The organism is Chryseobacterium sp. AG363 (assembly GCF_003610675.1).
Lineage (GTDB): Bacteria > Bacteroidota > Bacteroidia > Flavobacteriales > Weeksellaceae > Chryseobacterium > Chryseobacterium cucumeris.
The window spans coordinates 125,925-143,148 of sequence record NZ_RAQF01000005.1 but is presented as its reverse complement, the minus strand read 5'-3'; the positions used below and the strand labels follow the sequence as shown (position 1 = coordinate 143,148).

Below are 17,224 nucleotides of genomic sequence, written 5' to 3'. Positions count from 1 at the left end.
TAATGAATGATAATTGATAATTCGGGATTTAAAGTTTAATGTTATTAGACCACCCCGTCAAAAATTCAAAGAATTTTTGCCACCCCTCCGAAAGAGGGGAATGATGGAAACCGTTAATATAAAATTATCACTTAGATTCCTAATCATGATTACTTATTATTTATTACCTATAATCTGCAACCCATCACCTGCTACCTAAAAAAACAAAACCGCTCATTGCTGAGCGGCTGTTATTGTTACCAGATTTTGATTCTGTCTTCCGGAGCTTTGTATAGTTTATCTCCTTTTTTAACGTCGAATGCTTTGTAGAAAGCGTCAACGTTGATAAGCGGACCAAAACTTCTGAAGTATCCTGGAGAGTGTGGATCGGTTTTCACCTGATTCACCATATATTTCTCACTTGATAATGTTCTCCAAACGGTTGCCCAGCTTAGGAAGAATCTCTGATCCTGAGTGAATCCGCTGATTTTTCCTGGGTTTCCTTTATCTTTTAAGTACATTTGAAGAGCATCATAAGCGATATTTACACCACCTAAATCAGCAATATTTTCACCATTTGTGAAAGTACCGTTTACAAAAGTTCCTTTTACAGGCTCGTATTTGTCATATTGAGAAGCAAGAGCTTTTGTTGCTTTTTCGAAGTTTGCTTTATCCTCCGGAGTCCACCAGTCTACTAAGTTACCATCTGCATCGAACTGTGCACCTGAATCATCAAATCCGTGGCTCATTTCATGACCAATAACCGCTCCGATACCTCCGAAGTTTACAGCTGCATCTGCTTTAGGGTTAAAAAATGGCGGCTGAAGGATCGCTGCAGGGAATACAATCTCGTTGTTTACCGGGTTGTAATATGCATTTACAGTCTGAGGAGTCATTCCCCATTCTGTTTTATCTACTGGCTTACCAATTTTAGCCAAATCTTTGTTATACTGCCATTCACCGATGTTCTGAAGGTTCTGATATAGATTTCCTCCTTTAGCTTCAGAAACGATATTTAATTTTGAATAGTCTTTCCATTTGTCCGGATAAGCTACTTTTACAGTAAACTTATTCAGCTTTTGCATTGCTTTTTCCTTAGTTGTTGAAGACATCCAAGATAAGTTATTGATGTGAACAGCGAAACTTTTCTTTAAATAGTCGATCAACTCCACCATTTGAGCTTTTGCTTCAGCAGGGAAATATTTCTCAACATATAATTTTCCGAAAGCTTCTCCTAAAGAACCGTTGATCAACTCAAATCCTCTTTTGTTAAGAGCTCTTTGCTCTTGTTGTCCTCTAAGGTATTTACCATAGAAAGCAAACTTCATATTTCCTAAGTTTTCGCTTAAGTAAGAAGCGCTTCCGTGGATCATGTGGAATTTCAGATAATCTTTGATTACAGGAAGATTCTGAGCATTTACCAATTTATCGAAGTTCTTATAGAATCCTAATTCACTGATAATTACTTTGTCAGAATTTACCCCAACTTTTTTAAGATAACCTGGAAGGTCAACATTTTTTACCAAAGCAGAAAGTTCAGCCATCGTCTTAGGATTGTACTGAAGCGTGTTATCACGGCTCTGCTCATTGGTCAGGTAAGTTTGTGCGATGCTCTTTTCATAATTAACGATACCTTTTGCTGCTTCATCAGCATTTTTGTATCCTAATTCTTTTAGCATGGAAGCTACATATTTCTGATATTCAGCGATAGCTTCAGTATTTTTTTCGTTTACCTTCTGATAGTAATCTCTTCCTAAACCTAGAGAAGCATTACCTAAGTAAACTGCATTCATTTTAGAATCTTTAAGGTCTGCATCCACTCCCCATCCGTAGAAAACATTTTCACCTTCTTTCGTTACAGAAGTAAGGTAGTTCTGAAGATCAGTCATGTTTTTAATAGCGTCAATCTTGTTCAGGTTTTCCTGAATTGGTTTAATTCCATCGGCATTTCTTTTCTGCATGTTCATATAAGTAGCATACAGATCCTGAATTTTTTTTCCTTCACTTCCGTCAGCAAATTTATCTTTCAGCAGAGAGTTCAGGATGGTCATGGAATTGTTATCCGTATCCTCAGCCAGTTTGTTGAAGCTTCCCCAAGTTGGTTTGTCAGATGGAATTTTGGCAGTTTTCATCCAGGTTCCACTTACATAGTTGTAAAAATCATCCTGCGGACGTACTGAAGTGTCCATCAAGCTAAGGTCTAAACCTTTATCTGTGTTATTCACTGCTACTTTAGCAGCTTTAGCTTGTGCGCTCATTGTAGTCTGAGTGCAGATCCCTGCTATTAAAAACAAAGAAAGCGTTATTTTTTTCATTATGATAACAATTTTTAGAATATGTATGATTTATTTCAGATTTGTTACTTGAATATGAAAACAAATTTAAATAAATAACATGAAAGTATCCTAAGTGGGAAGTTGCGCACAGAAAGCTGGAAGTTATGAAAGTCATGAAAACAACCTCCAGCCTCATTCTTCAGCCACCAACCTCATTAAGAAGTTGCTATCTCTTTTACATTCCCGGTTCTTTTCAGGAATCCCCAGGACTGCATTTCGCCTTTCAATGCTTTTCTTAAACTTTTAAATAATACAATATACATCAGCCATCTATACCCAAATCTCTGTGGAATAATATACAGGAGATTGATCAGTTTTTCCCGCTGCATGATGAATGCTACTAATGCTAATGAAGCATCTACCAAAAGGAAAATCAGATAATAGGTGAATATTTTGTCTCCGTTTCCGGACAGGATTCCAAAGAACATAATCACATCTGCCAATGGCGAGAAAAATGGGATGATGTATTGGAATAATAAAATATTCGGCATTGCCCAAAGTCCCAATCCTTTATATTTGGGGTTAAGGAAAGTCTGTCTCTGTTTCCAGAACATCTGCATAATTCCATAAGTCCAGCGGAAACGTTGTTTTAAAAACTGTTTTGTGGTTTCGGGAGCTTCCGTTACTGCTATTGCTCTGTTTTCGTTCGCTACAGTATATCCGGCTTTTAATATTTTCACCGTAATATCACAATCTTCTGCCAGAGTATCGGATGAATAGCCTCCTGCTTCAATGATCACGGATCTTTTAAATGCTCCGATAGCTCCCGGAATAACGGTAATGGCATTGATATGTGCATACGCCAGCCTGTCAAAATTCTGACTTGTTGTATATTCTATAGCCTGCCATCTGGTAAGCCAGTTGACTCTGTTTCCTACTTTCACATTTCCTGCTACAGCGGCTATTTTTTCTTCCGCACTTGAATTTAAAAATCTTGCAATAAGATATTTCACAGCATCCTGTTGCAGTTTCGTATCAGCATCAATACATACTACATATTCGGCATTGGTCTGTGATATTCCGAAATTCAAGGCAGTGGCTTTTCCACCGTTTCCTTTGGTAAGGATTTTCAGTTTCGGATGATCCGGAAATGCTTCCAATGCTTTTTCATAAGTAGAATCTTTACTTCCGTCATCTACCATAATAATATTAAAATTGGGGTAAGTCTGTTTCAACAAATTCTGCAGGGAAGACACAATATTCACTTCTTCATTATAAGCAGGAACTATGATGGAAACCTTCGGATAAGATTTCAGAACCGGAAACTCACCCAGTTTTTTTTCTTTGCTTCTTTCTTTAAAAGCCCAGTATGCCATCAGCAGTAATCTGATCATTCCTAACACAATGAAAATGGTAAACAATGCAACCAGGAAATGGCTTATTCCGTAGATAACAGTAGCCAATACAAGGTTCAGCTGCATGATGTAATATGATCTCGTTTTAGGAACTTCAGGCATCAACTCGTTTCTGCTTTTGTGCAGAATATTCGTTAGATTGGTAAAATGATAGCCCTGTTTCTGAAGTGTCGGGATCAGAATTTTTAAAGCTTTTACCGTTTCTTCTCTGGTATCTCCGCCTGCATCATGAAGAAGAATGATATTTCCTCTCTGCTGCTTGATTCCAGCCATTACACGTTTTACAATTTCATCTGCTTTTATCCCCGGCTGCCAGTCTTCAGGGTCTATATTTTCCCCAATATCAAGATAGTTTTGCTGTCTGGCCAATGCTACCGGAATAATCTCTTCTGAAGTGGTAGGCTCAGAGTCAGCGTTATAAGGAGCTCTGAACAGAATGGTACTGTGACCAGTAATACATTCGATCAGCAATCTTGTCAGTTTCATTTCCAGCAAAGCTCTTTCCGGGCTTACTTTTGCTACATTTTCGTGGGTAAAGGTGTGATTTCCTATTTCATGTCCTTCTCTGTAAATTCTTTTAACAAGCGGAAGATTTTTTTCTGCATTTAATCCTACCAGAAAGAAGGCTGCCGGAACGTGGTATTTGGAAAGAATATCCAATACCTGCGGCGTATACGTTTCATCCGGACCGTCATCAAAAGTGAGGACAAGCTCTTTCTGAGGAGCGCTTCCGTATTTTTTTACTTCATATGAACTTGGGTAAGTGACATAATTTTCGTCTGTGATAATTTTCTCTTTCGGATCAATCTCCAGTGCAATTTTTCCGTCATGAGGGGTATTCAGAACATCCAGAACTTCTCCGTCTCCGATATAATCCACCATGGTCTGCCCTTTTACATTTTCAAGTGATTTCAAATTCACTTTTGAAAGTCCGGCGAAAGTAAGATCTTTATCATAGAAATTCCAGACTCTGCTGTCTTCACTTCCCAATCTCCAGAGCGCTGTTCCGGCCAGAGGATATTCTGAAGAGAAACGCATTGTGTTGAAGATAGAAGCGGCGTCATTAAAAAATACGGTATGGGTTAAATTTTTAGAATCAGTATAAGAATAATTTAAATTAAAAGTATTGTCATTAAAATCAATAACTGCTTTACTGGCACTGGCTTTGGTAATTGCCTGCATATAAGTAACAGAAGTATTATCATCCTTATTGGAACTCCAGTCGTAACCGTATGCTCCCAACCCTAAAATAATCTTTTGAGGAGAGGTTTGTTTTACAATTTTTCCAGTCTGCTCTTCAATCCATTTTTGAGAAGAAACCGGACCTGCATCACTTCCTGCTGAATATTCATCATAAGCCATCAGCACAAAATAATCTACATAAGGATTCAGCCTTGGAATATTGTAATCATCATTATCCGTCATGATATCCATCGTAACCAGTAACTGATTTTTTTTGAAAGTCTCTGAAAGTTCTTTCATAAAGGCGATCAGATTCTCATCAGAATTCAGATTCATATCTTCAAAGTCAATATTAATTCCTTTGAAGTGGTATTTTTTACATTGCTGAGTGATTTTTTGGATTAGATGAGTTCTTTTCTGGGGATCATTAAGAACTTTTACCAGTCCTTCTGAACGGAATTCTCTGTCGAAGTTATTACTAAGCATCGGCATGGCAGCCACACCTGTTCTTTTGATCACTTTATATCCTTCCGGATCTACATTGGTTTTCAGATCTCCTGTTTTGGGATCAAGGAAAAACCATTCAGGGAAAACAAGATTGACGTGTCTGATATTTCTTTTCAGTGACATCAGCGATTGAGGATCCCACGCTACATAAAATGCAGAACGAATTCCTGCCGGAAACTGGGCCCAGTTTCGGTTCTGATTCTTGTATCTTTCTGCTCTCGCCTTCTCAATTTTGTCGAGGCTGGTATGGATTGTTTTTTCAGAAATAAAGCTTCTGAAACCTTTATATTCTTTTGAAATTTTATTCTCCTGAAGATAAGGTCTATTAGCTGTAATTACCGCTTTATAATCTTCTTTAAAAGGTATTTTAGGACTTCTGTCCAGAGTCATCATCAGACCTAAAGCAAGCAGAAGCAGTATTCCTATGAAAATAAAAATACGGCTTCCCCATTGGACACTTTTCCAGCGTTTTTTGCTGCTGGTCTGAAAAATCTGTTTGGAATTTTCCACGCTTTTTGAAATTTATTGTAGGGCTTTCAAAAAGCGTGAAAAACTATATAAAAATTAATTAAAAAAAAATTAAAAAGATATATCGTATTTAACTGTTTACGAGAAGACTTACCAGATCCTGAATCACCTTTTGGGAAACAAAATCCATAAAGTCTACTCTTTCCAGATGTGGCATATATAATTTGGAGGTGACTTCCTGATCATTGATCCTGATTGTATAGTAAACCGTTCCTACATCTTTACCGTCTTCTCCTTTTCCTGGCCCGGCAACGCCTGTTGTAGAAAGGGAAATATGAGTTTCAAACAATTCCTGACAGCCTTTGGCCATTTCCTGTGCCACCTGTTCACTCACTACAGTGAACTCATCAACGGTTTCTCTGGAAACATTTAGAATTTTAATCTTTTTCTCTGTGGCATAAGCTACCATTCCCCCTAGAAAATATTTTGAGCTTCCGGAAACTGAAGTAATCATTTTGGCCAGTTCACCTCCCGTGCAGCTTTCTGCAGTAGAAATCGTCAAATTTCTTTCAGTGAGCATTTCTGCCAGAATATTTTCTATTTTATCTTCAGTTACGGCAATTACATGACCTTGTACAAGAGGAAGTAATTTTTGAATTTCTTCTTCTGTTCTTTGTTTCAACTGTTCTTCATTCTCACCGGAAGCTGTCAGACGGAGTTTTACACGTGTTCCTACCGGAAGATAAGACAGTGCAATATTTTCAGGAAGCGCCAGTTCCCATTCTTCAATTTTGTCTGCAAGGATACTCTCAGGAATTCCTACTACAGAAACAATTCTGGTATGGATATAATGAAGGCTGAATCTTTGCTGTAAATAAGGAATAATCTGATCCTTAATCAGTGGTTTTACTTCATAAGGAACTCCAGGAAGACTGTAGCACAATTTCCCGTCCTGTTCCATCATCATACATGGTGCCGTTCCGTAATGATTCTGAAAAACGATGGATTTTGTAGGTACAAAAGCCTGTTCTTTGTTTCTCTCCAGAATATCTGCGCGTCCTCTTCTTTCCATATAGCCTTTCAAATGATCGAAGGTTACCTCATCCAATGCAATTTCATCATTGAAATATTCAGCAAGTGCCTTTTTGGTTTTATCATCTCTGGTTGGCCCAAGTCCTCCGGTTGTAATGACTAAGTCTCCGGTTTCAAAGGCAGTACTTAAAGCATTTTTAATGGTTTCAATTTCGTCTGAGATTGTAAGAATCTGAATAACTTTTATTCCAATATTTTTAAGTTCAGTTGCAATAAAATTAGAATTGGTATCTACCGTATTTCCGGAAAGAATTTCATCCCCGATAGTAATCAGAACAGCTTTTTCCATATGTTTTTTTGTTGAAAAAAATTCTATGCAAATGACGGAAAATTCTATGGCAGCGGCAATATAAATTGATTTTTTCTATTTTTGCCAGAATTATCAAAAACTACAATACAAATTATGTCTAAATATGATGATGCGTCATGGCATTATGGTGGTGATTTTCCGGAAGGACTTCCTCAGAAAAACGGGGCAACACATACAGGAATGTTTCTGAACTGGTGTATTCATAACAATCTGATCTCCGATGAACTGAAAGAAGATGCTGCAGAAGAAATAGAAAAACTAAAACGAAGAGAAATGACTGGAGCAGAATTTGTTATGGATTCCTGCGATGGAAAATTTTCCGAATATGATCTGAATGAACTGGGAAATCTTTTTGCCAAAGACTATTATGCAGACGATACTGATTTCGGTAACCGATATAGTTCATTTGCTGATGATTATGTGAATATTTTTGATGCCAAAGCAGAGGAAAGCGACTACGAATACGAGACATTCTACCACATCGAAGACACCTACGAAAATTATGATCTGATGAAACAGGTTATTGACCACCGTTTTGAAGAATGGAAGGAATATATAAACAGCTAAAAGCTTAGAATAAAGAAAACAGAGAGCAAATTAGTTTAGGAACCTCATCTGTTTTCTTCGTTTTTTTATTGGTTATGCTTTACCCAGGTCAGTTCATCAGTATTATAGCCTATTTTTTTTGCTTTCTGAATGAAACGCTGGCGGATGCTTTCAGGAATATTGGTAGTACGGGAAAGAATCCATAAATATTTTAAACTGCTTCCTGCTATAAGAGCATATTGATAGTCTTCATCAATATCTATAACGTTATAACCCGCCCATATTGGTTTAAAAAATGAAACTTTAAGGCGTGCTTCTGTCGGGTCTTTTACAAATTTTGCCTCTCCAATAGATTCATTCCATACTTTTTTAACGTAATCATAACCTTTATTTCTGACCTGAACTGTTCCATCCGGATTCTCTGTATACTCTGCAGTAACATTGTCCATATTTTTCTCGAACCTGTAATCAAAACGGGCAATCTCATACCATCTGCCCAGATATTTTTTAAGATCAAAATTCTTTACAGCAGATGCACCTCTGGGAATCCTTACAGAATAGGAATTGAAAACGATAAGCCCCAATGCTCCTAACGAAACGGGAAGTATAATTTTATGAATAGTTTTCATGACAGAAAGATTTTGTATGGTTGTTATAAAAACGTCAAAAATAATGCCTTAAGTCTGTTAAGGTACAATAAATTCTATGAAAATACTTTCAGGAAATTATCTTTAAAGCTTCCTGAAACCTCAATTTCTGTATCATCAGACAGCATCACTGTTCCGCTTTTATGGTAGGATTTCACAAAACCTGTATTGATAATATGGGAACGGTGAACCCTCACAAACGGATTTTCCAGAAGATCATCAAAGTGTTTCAGAAAGCGGCATACCATCTTCTTTGAACCATCCGTAAGATATACCTGAGTGAAATTTCCATCCGCCTGAAGTCTTACAATATCTTCGGTTTTTACGACGTCAAATCCTTGTAAAGTTGGCAAAATCAATTGCTGTTTTTCAGGTTTTAATTTCAGGTTTTCAAGAAGGATTTTATTCCGGTTGAGTTCATCTTTTTTCTCAAGACTTTCTGTTACTTTATTGACTGCAAGAATCAGTTCCTGAATATCAATAGGTTTTAGAATATAATAACTTGCTGATTTATTTAAAGCCTGTAATGAATATTGTGAAAATGCAGTAATGAAAATAGTTTCATAGGAGAATTCTTTGGTAGCTTCCAGTACATCAAAGGCATTTCCAAAAGGCATTTCCACATCCAGGAAGACCAGCTGAGGCTGCTTTTCAGCGATTAATGGCACGGCTTCTTTAATATTTTCAGCTTCACCCAGAATTTCCACTTGCGGACAGTATTTGGTCAGATAGTTTCGTAAAACTTCTCTTGCTATGAGTTCATCATCTATAATTACAGCTTTTATTTTCATCAGATCAGATTTTAGGTAGTAGATCATTAGATTGCAGGTGCAAATTAGGAATATTTAACCAACCTTACAATTTGCTGACACAAGTTCTCTAGCCATACTTTTGGTAACTTTTATTGCAGGAAAGGTGCAAAAGATTTATTTTAGAGATTAAAATTAATAAACCAGACAAAATCATATGAAATCAAAACTTCTTATTCTTTGCTGCATGAGTGTATTCAGTTTTTCTTTTTCACAGATGAAAATTTCAGAAAGAGAGGATATCAGTAAGATCAATAAAAACTGGAGACTTACAAAAACCAATTCCGGAACGTATGGAATTTCAGATGTAAGCGGAAAAATCATCACTCAACCTGTGTATTCCAGGATTAATAAATTCGGTGAATACTCTGAGGATCTGGCATTGGTAAAAAACATAACGGGGACCTATGGATTTATTAACCGTTCAGGTACTGAAATCATTCCTGCCCATTATGAACTGGACTATATCAAAAAGAATTTTTCTGTTTTAAAGAAAAAATATATCAAATAGAAACCACAGATCGATTTGAATTCAATTACTTCAAATTGACCTGGATAGTTACCAAAACACCATTACTATTTTCCTTATCCTTTACAGAGCAGGTGATCTCTTTTTTGTAGAGATCATTCAGAAGTTGAATTCTTTCCAGCGTATTTTTCATCCCTCTTCCCTCTCGGGTCTTTTGGTGCTGGGTTTTCTGCTTTTTACTTTCTTCAATACCTATTCCGTTGTCTTCAATAAGAATGTTCAGATGAGACTCACTTTTTTTAAAGCTTAATTTTAAAAATCCTTTGTCAGTTCTGTAGCGGAGTCCGTGCCAGACAGCATTTTCCAGAAACGGCTGTATCAGCATTCCCGGAACTTGCAGATTTTGCATATTCAGGCTTTCATCTACTTCAATTTCATAATCAAATTTATCTGCGAAACGCGTTTTTTCCAGAGCAAGATAATTCTGAAGAAGATCTAGCTCCTGCTGAAAAGGAATAAAATCTTCAGTGGAATTTTCCATTACACCGCGCATCAGCTTCGAAAATTTGGTAAGATACTGATTCGCTTCCAGTTCATTATTGGTGGCTATAAAGTGATTGACACTATTTAAACTGTTGAAAATAAAATGAGGATTCATCTCACGACGTAACGACTGAAGGGCAATTTTCTTATTTTTCGTCTGAACCTTTTTCAGGGTGCTGAAAATAAACATGATTAGTCCTGTCAGCAAAACCAATGCACCGATCAGACTGTAATTAAAGACATTTTTCTTTCGTATAAGTTCGTCTTTAAGCTCTTTTTCTTTTTCCAGCTGTGAGATTCGTTGCTCTGTATCTTCGAGAATTTTATTATCAACAAGGCTTCTGTCTTTGGAAACAAGATTCGGAAGTTTTCCCAAAAAATCCCTGTAAAGCTGAACTGAGGCATCCACATTTCCTGAAATCGCATAAAGGCTATCCAGTTTCTTTACACTTCTTTGTGCTTCCAGCGTATGACCTTTGTCTAAAGCAATTCCGTAGGCATTTTTCAAAAGGTCTACGGCTTCTTTAGGATCATTCTTTTTAATATAGATATCGGCCAGCTCCTGAATCTGATTCACTTTTTCCTGTGAGTTCTCTTTCACAAAATCCTCCTTCAGAACTTTCTTTTTAGCTTCAATAGCTTTCTCAAAGTTTTTGTTTTCCACATAAAGATCTGCCAGTTTCTGATTGATGGCAAGCGCTTGCTGAGGAGCTTCTTTTTTAGAAATTTTATAGGCTGTATTCAGATTTTCTTCGGCACTGGAAACGTCTTTCTGTCTCAGATTAACATCTGCAAGCTGGCTGTAACTTTCTGCAAGATCGCCCTGTTCATTTTCTTTTTTGGTCAGATTGATATTATTCTGAATGGCTTCTGCTTTGAGCTCCGGTGTGGGAGAAGAAAGTCTTGCTACATCATTAGCATTGACCGCTTTACTTTTTTCACTATAGCTTACCTGTGCAGCCATGCTGTAATTGCTGATGGCTGGTGTTATTTTATTCTGCTTTTCCTGTGACTGGGCTAATCTTCGGGTAGCTTTCTCAATATTGGGCTTATCGTTGAGTTTTTCATACAGCTTTTTGGCTCTTGTATAATATTCTTCACTTTTCGCAAAGTTTCCGCCATTGAAGAATGTTTCTCCGATATTATAATAAGAATCTGCCTGGGCAGGTTCATTTTTCTTGTCCATTGCTTTTTTCAGCTTCTTCGTTTCTACCTGTACTTCTTCCACAGCAGCACTGCTGTTAGTAGTGGTTTGGGAATAGATTATATTTCCCAAAAGCACAAGTAAAACGATAGTAAAGAGTTTAAGCATTTTCATAAAACAAAGATATACATATATATAGTCTGCTCAAAAACTATTCACCAAGTGAAGTTTCCCCTTCACCAAGTTGAGTGTTTGATACTCTGGGGTAAGATGATTTTTTTTGAATAAAGAGAAGGTCACCACTTAAGCATTTAAACAAAATTAAGTCTCTTGATTCTATTAATGGTTTAAAAGATTTTTTTTCAAAACAATACTTTTTTCAAGACTCACCAAGTGAAAACTCTATTTCACCAAGTCTCCCGGAATCTGGTTTCTGATCAGCGTAATTTTACATCAGAATTAAAAATTTAAAAACAGGAAATTATGAAATTGAAACATTTTTTATTAATCGGAATTTTAACCCTTGGAAGCTTTGTAAATGCTCAGGAAGTAAAGAAAAACGCCATTGAAGTAACAGGCGTTGCCGAAATGGAAGTGGAACCGGATGAAATTATCTTTAGCATCGGGATAAAAGCTGATAATAAAAACGATCTGGCAGATAATGAAAAGAAGTTATTTGATATTTTAAAAAATGCAGGAGTAAAGAACGAGGATATCAAATTCAAAGCGATGTACCAGAATATCTATTCTAAGACAGCTAAGTTTTCTAAGAACTATCAGTTTAAAGCCGGTACAAAATCAAACCTCAGCAAAATCTTTGAAGACCTGAATCAAAAGTGGGTAAGCAGCCTGAATATTGCAGAGGTAAAGAATACTAAAATTGCGGATTTCAAAAAAACAGTGAAGATCAATGCTTTGAAAGCCGCTAAAGAAAAAGCAGACTACCTACTGGAAAGCATGGGTAAAAAAACAGGAAACGCTCTTGAAATTGTAGAGATAGAAGACTACACCAGTGATGTGATCATGCCTGCAGCTTATAAAGGAAGATCTTACGGTGTGCAGGTGGAAATGGCTGACGCTCCTGTAGATTATTCTTTTGATAATATTGAAAATATCAAGCTGAAATACAGCATCAAAACAAAATATGAAATCCTTTAAAATAACAGATGTGAGAAAGCTGCCTTTTGGGCGGCTTTTTTGTTTTTGTACTATTGGGTTATCGGGTTATGGCTGAAGAAAAATACCTGTCGGTCTTTTAAAGTTTTTCGAATTGTAAAGGCCTCGACTCCACTCAGCCTGACAGTATTGAAATGATACATTAGATTTATTACTATCACACTAAACATACAATTAGAGCCTTCCTTATTTTGTCATCCACCAAGTGAAACTTTCCGTTCACCAAGTTTCGTGATTTCAAGCCTCAAATAGGGATAATTTTACTTCAGGAATTTAAAATAATAAGGATTTAAAGATTTCCGATTACAACAAATAACCAATAAAAAACAACAATATGACAACTTTAAAAATCTTAGCACTTGCAGCAGGTACAGCTTTCTTAAGCTCCGGAAACATTCAGGAAAACCTTGCTGCAAAAAGTAATACTGACGATCATTTACCGGTACAAAAAGCAACATTAATTCCGCTAACCTCAACGGTAAAAGACAATAAAATTCAGGTTGCTCTTCTCCTTGATACTTCCAATAGTATGGACGGACTGATTGATCAGGCAAAATCCAGACTGTGGAATATTGTGAATACGCTGACCACTCTTAAATACAACGGAAAAGCTCCCCAGATCGAAATTGCACTGTATGAATACGGCAACGACGGAATTCGTGATGAAAATTACATCCGTCAGGTAACTCCCCTCACTCAGGATCTGGATCTTGTTTCTGAAAAGCTGTTCGCATTAAGAACCAATGGCGGCAGTGAATATTGTGGTGCTGTGATCCGTGATGCTGCTGCCAACCTGAACTGGGACAGCAATGAGAAAAGTATGAAACTGATTTATATCGCAGGTAATGAAGCATTTGATCAGGGAAAAATAAATTATAAGGAAGTTGTTTTAAAAGCGAAAGGTAAAAATATTTACACCAACACCATTTTCTGCGGAAGCCGCGAAGAGGGAATCCAAACGTTCTGGCAAAACGGGGCATCTCTGGGAGGTGGAAAATACTTCAATATCGACAGCGACAGAAAAGTGATGTACATTGAAACACCTTACGACAAAAGAATTTCCGAATGCAATGCCAGGTTAAATGATACTTATATCTACTACGGAAATCATGGTTCAGAGTACAGGCTTAAGCAGATCACACAGGATAAAAACGCAGAAATGCAGTCAGCTTCCAATCTGGTAGAAAGAACAGTTGCCAAATCTAAAAAGAATGCTTACAAAAATGATCACTGGGATCTGGTAGATAAAGCTGAAAAAGATGCCGGATTTATCGCCAATGTTAAAGAAAGTGAACTTCCTGCCGAGTTGAAAGGAAAAAGCAAGGAAGAAATTCAAAAAACGATTGCTGCCAAATCTGCGGCACGCGATACAATTCAAAAGGAAATAGAAGAACTTTCCAAAAAACGCCAGGGTTATATTGATTCCGAAATGAAAAAAAGAGGAACAGAAGATTCTGATGATTTGGGAAAAGCCATTGAGAGTTCTATTGTTGAACTTGCTAAAAAGAACGGGTATAGTTTGTAGTTGAACAGGCAGTCTTTTTGTGACTGCCTGCTTTTTTAAACCACCCCGTCAAAAATTCTTTGAATTTTTGACACCCCTCCACAGGAGGGGAATTGGGCACAACAATTGGAGTATTGTCATATATAAGATAAAGCATGAAAATTTACCTTCCAAACTTAAAATATCTTGATAACGAATGCTTTTTGCCTTTCATGAACAAAGAAGTCATTTCCATTCCCGCGACTGAAAAAGTAATTCCGTTTCCTCCGAAGCCTAACACAAAATAAGAGTTTTTAAATTTTTCATGCTCACTGATATAGGGTAAGCCGTCTTTTGTTTCCCCAAAAGTTCCAGCCCAGACAAAGTCTGTATAGAAATGATAATCGGGTTTTATTTTCTTTAAATTTTTAAGAATTTCTTTTTCTTTTTTATACAATATAGCATCACGTTTTTCGGCATCATAAAAGTCTTCGTCTCCTCCTCCAATGAGAAGTCTTCCATCATCAGTAGTTCTCATGTAGAGGTAAGGATCATCAGTATTCCATACTAATGTGCTGCTGATGTTTTTGAACTTGTCTTTATCAATTTCAGAGACGACCGCGTAGGTACTTTTAAGGTTGACAAAGTTCTCTTTGATCAGATTTTTGCTTTCGTATCCTATACAGTAAATCATTTTTTTTGCTTTGATCTGAAATCCGCTGTCTGTGGTGACCAGATTAAATCCTTTATGCTCCTCCACTTTTACCATTTCAGTTTTATCAAATATCTTCAATCCCTTCTTTACATTATGCATGAAAAGCTCATGAGCGAATTGGAAAGCATCAATGCTTGCGCCCTGTTTTGACAAGATTCCGCCATACGTATTTTCAAACCCGAACTGGTCCATAACACGATCCGAAGACAGCCACTTTACTTCAAATCCGGCGGCTTTTCTCGCTTCATATTCTTTTTTCAGCCATTCCAGGTCTTTCTTTTTCGAGGCATAGTATAATGATTTTTTGCGTTTGAAACCTGCTTTGGATCTGATGGTTCTTGTGATTTTCTCCAATGTATCAATAGCATCGCTACAGGCTTTATAACTTAAGACCGCTCCTTTTTTCCCAATCTGATCGATCAGTTCATAGAGAGGAACATCTATTTCGTATTGTAACATTGAAGTGGTAGCGGAAGTACTTCCGTTGCAAAGTTCACGTTTATCAATCAGGATGGTTTTATACCCGTCTTTTATCATCTGATGAGCGATCAGGCTTCCCGTAATGCCGCCTCCTATAACAAGAACATCACATTCTTCATTTGATTTTAAAGATGGATAAGATGCTAACAATCCGTTTTTTAAAAGCCAGAAAGGTTCATTTGATTTGAGATTCATATTAATATTTTACACTGAAACTAACAACATTTATACCTTTTTTAACAATTTTCTACTAAATTATGGTGTAATTATTGTTATTCTTTTAAACTGAACCACCATAAAATATTGATTATGATAACAATTATTCCAGAAGCCCCGGAGAATGTTGCGGCATTCAATGCAACGGGAGAAGTAACGAAAGAGGATTTTGAAAAACTGGTAATTCCGCGCGTAAAAGAGAAGGTAGAGCAGTTCGGTGAGCTGAATTATTTATTGTATTTGGATACCGATCTGGATAATTTTACCATGGGTGCGTGGCTTGAAGATTTATTGTTGGGACTGAAAAATCTTACCAACTGGAACCGGTCAGCCATTGTTACGGATAAAGAAGGAATACGTGATTTCACCAGTGTTTTCAGTGTTCTGATGCCGGGAGAGTTTAAATCTTTCCCCAAAGAAAATTTATACAATGCCCTCTACTGGTGTAAAAACGGAGATGAGGTAGAGGCATAACATTTATTTGATAAAACATCGCCTGTTTCTTACTGAAACAGGCGATGTTATTTTTAACTGTGACTTCATTTTTATTTATCACATGATACGCATTCTGCAGCTATTTCTTCTTTCTCAGTTTTTGAACCATACAGGTACATATATCTTACGCTTATAACCAATCCGATAAAGGTCATCCCTACTCCCACCAACGATGGATAGTTGAAGGAGTACCCATATTCCAAAGGAATTCCTCCAAGGAACGCTCCCATTGCATTGGCAATATTGAACCCTGCCTGCATAAAAGCTGCGGCCATCATTTCACTTTTCGGGGCAGCTTTCATCATCATAATATTGATGGGTGATGCGATAGACATGGATAGCGCACCGCACATGAACGTCAATACCAAAGCAATATTTTTATATTCAGCAAGTAAGAAAACACCTCCGAGAGAAACCATCATCAGGAAAATCAGCAATACACAGGTTTTTTCAGGTCCCAGCTTATCTGAAACGATACCTCCTACCAGGTTTCCAACTACCATTCCGGCCCCGGCAAGGACCATTACATAAGCCATCTGGCTGCTTTTAATCCCGGCAACAACAGTCATTAAAGGAGTAATATAGCTCAGCCATGTGAACAATCCTCCAAATCCAATGGCTGTAATAGCCAATACCAGCCACGACTGTTTATTTTTAAGGAATTTCAGTTCTTCCATAAAGTGGGTATTCTGGTTGGATTCCAGATTGGGAAGCCACATTTTTAAAAATAAAATGGCAAAAAGACCAATCACTGCTACAATTGCAAAGTACAGTCTCCAATGGAAGGTATGCCCGATATAGGTGACCAGAGGCACCATTGCGAGATTGGCAACCGTAAGCCCTGTAAACATCATCGATATATAAAATGCTTCTTTTCCTTTTCCTGCCATTCTTGAAGCCACTACTGTTCCTACACCGAAGAAGGCTCCATGCGGAAGTCCGGACATAAAACGGATAACCAGCATACTGTTGTATCCCGGAGCAATAGCAGAAAGTGCATTAAATAATGTAAAAAGGATCATAAAAGCCATCAGGACTTTTTTCGGAGGGAATTTTACAGAATATCCAATCAGGATTGGAGCTCCGATAACCACGCCCATGGCATATGCTGAAATCAAATGTCCGGCTTGCGGAATCGTAATCTGTAATGTTTTGGCAATATCCGGCAACAGTCCCATAACGGTAAATTCCGTTGTTCCTATCCCTAAACCACCAATTGCCAGTGGTATTATTCTTTTATCAATCTTCATTGTCTCTAAATCTTTTTCTGAA

General features: G+C 37.2%; 13 protein-coding genes. 5 read left to right on the top strand and 8 right to left on the bottom strand.

Annotated features, from left to right (window positions below; translation table 11 throughout):
- Positions 1-236: 236 nt before the first annotated feature.
- From DEU39_RS19120 to DEU39_RS19110, 3 genes are all read right to left on the bottom strand, one after another.
- The gene (locus DEU39_RS19120) at positions 237-2,294 is read right to left on the bottom strand and encodes a M13 family metallopeptidase (protein WP_062676369.1); all 2,058 of its coding nucleotides are present in this window, start codon (positions 2,292-2,294) and stop codon (positions 237-239) included.
- Between the two features lie 176 nt (positions 2,295-2,470).
- Positions 2,471-5,869: a polysaccharide deacetylase family protein gene (locus tag DEU39_RS19115; protein ID WP_120233006.1), complete on the bottom strand. Its 3,399-nt coding sequence runs from the start codon at positions 5,867-5,869 to the stop codon at positions 2,471-2,473.
- 88 nt (positions 5,870-5,957) lie between these two features.
- Positions 5,958-7,208, bottom strand: coding sequence for a CinA family nicotinamide mononucleotide deamidase-related protein (locus tag DEU39_RS19110; RefSeq protein ID WP_062676371.1), 1,251 nt, complete (start codon positions 7,206-7,208; stop codon positions 5,958-5,960).
- 114 nt (positions 7,209-7,322) lie between these two features.
- Here DEU39_RS19110 and DEU39_RS19105 point away from each other — a divergent pair, with 114 nt between their 5' ends.
- A complete protein-coding gene (locus DEU39_RS19105; protein ID WP_120233005.1) occupies positions 7,323-7,796 on the top strand; it encodes a hypothetical protein in 474 nt (157 codons plus the stop codon).
- Positions 7,797-7,861: 65 nt separating this feature from the next.
- Here the strand turns inward: DEU39_RS19105 and DEU39_RS19100 are convergent, their stop codons facing one another.
- Together DEU39_RS19100 and DEU39_RS19095 are read right to left on the bottom strand one after the other, a co-directional pair.
- Positions 7,862-8,404: a lipocalin family protein gene (locus tag DEU39_RS19100; RefSeq protein ID WP_120233004.1), complete on the bottom strand. Its 543-nt coding sequence runs from the start codon at positions 8,402-8,404 to the stop codon at positions 7,862-7,864.
- A 74-nt stretch (positions 8,405-8,478) separates the two neighbouring features.
- The gene (locus DEU39_RS19095; protein ID WP_065119735.1) at positions 8,479-9,213 is read right to left on the bottom strand and encodes a LytR/AlgR family response regulator transcription factor; all 735 of its coding nucleotides are present in this window, start codon (positions 9,211-9,213) and stop codon (positions 8,479-8,481) included.
- 175 nt (positions 9,214-9,388) lie between these two features.
- On the opposite strand from DEU39_RS19095, the gene DEU39_RS19090 reads away from it, so the two are divergent.
- Positions 9,389-9,742 (top strand): WG repeat-containing protein, encoded by a 354-nt coding sequence (locus tag DEU39_RS19090; RefSeq protein WP_120233174.1) that lies wholly within the window; start codon positions 9,389-9,391, stop codon positions 9,740-9,742.
- Positions 9,743-9,767: 25 nt separating this feature from the next.
- Here the strand turns inward: DEU39_RS19090 and DEU39_RS19085 are convergent, their stop codons facing one another.
- Positions 9,768-11,561 (bottom strand): histidine kinase, encoded by a 1,794-nt coding sequence (locus DEU39_RS19085; RefSeq protein WP_120233003.1) that lies wholly within the window; start codon positions 11,559-11,561, stop codon positions 9,768-9,770.
- 309 nt (positions 11,562-11,870) lie between these two features.
- Between DEU39_RS19085 and DEU39_RS19080 the strand changes: the two genes are divergently transcribed.
- Together DEU39_RS19080 and DEU39_RS19075 are read left to right on the top strand one after the other, a co-directional pair.
- On the top strand, positions 11,871-12,545 hold the full coding sequence (locus DEU39_RS19080) for an SIMPL domain-containing protein (protein ID WP_062676377.1): 675 nt from the start codon (positions 11,871-11,873) through the stop codon (positions 12,543-12,545).
- Between the two features lie 352 nt (positions 12,546-12,897).
- Entirely contained in the window at positions 12,898-14,088 is a 1,191-nt protein-coding gene (locus DEU39_RS19075; RefSeq protein ID WP_120233002.1) for a VWA domain-containing protein, read from the top strand.
- A gap of 142 nt (positions 14,089-14,230) precedes the next feature.
- On the opposite strand, the gene DEU39_RS19070 is transcribed toward DEU39_RS19075, so the two are convergent.
- Positions 14,231-15,436 (bottom strand): NAD(P)/FAD-dependent oxidoreductase, encoded by a 1,206-nt coding sequence (locus DEU39_RS19070; protein ID WP_120233001.1) that lies wholly within the window; start codon positions 15,434-15,436, stop codon positions 14,231-14,233.
- Between the two features lie 114 nt (positions 15,437-15,550).
- Here DEU39_RS19070 and DEU39_RS19065 point away from each other — a divergent pair, with 114 nt between their 5' ends.
- Complete coding sequence (locus DEU39_RS19065; protein ID WP_047432974.1) at positions 15,551-15,931, top strand: STAS/SEC14 domain-containing protein; 381 nt, start codon at positions 15,551-15,553, stop codon at positions 15,929-15,931.
- A gap of 71 nt (positions 15,932-16,002) precedes the next feature.
- Here DEU39_RS19065 and DEU39_RS19060 read toward each other — a convergent pair whose 3' ends face one another.
- A complete protein-coding gene (locus DEU39_RS19060) occupies positions 16,003-17,202 on the bottom strand; it encodes an MFS transporter (RefSeq protein WP_183037446.1) in 1,200 nt (399 codons plus the stop codon).
- Positions 17,203-17,224 lie beyond the last annotated feature (22 nt).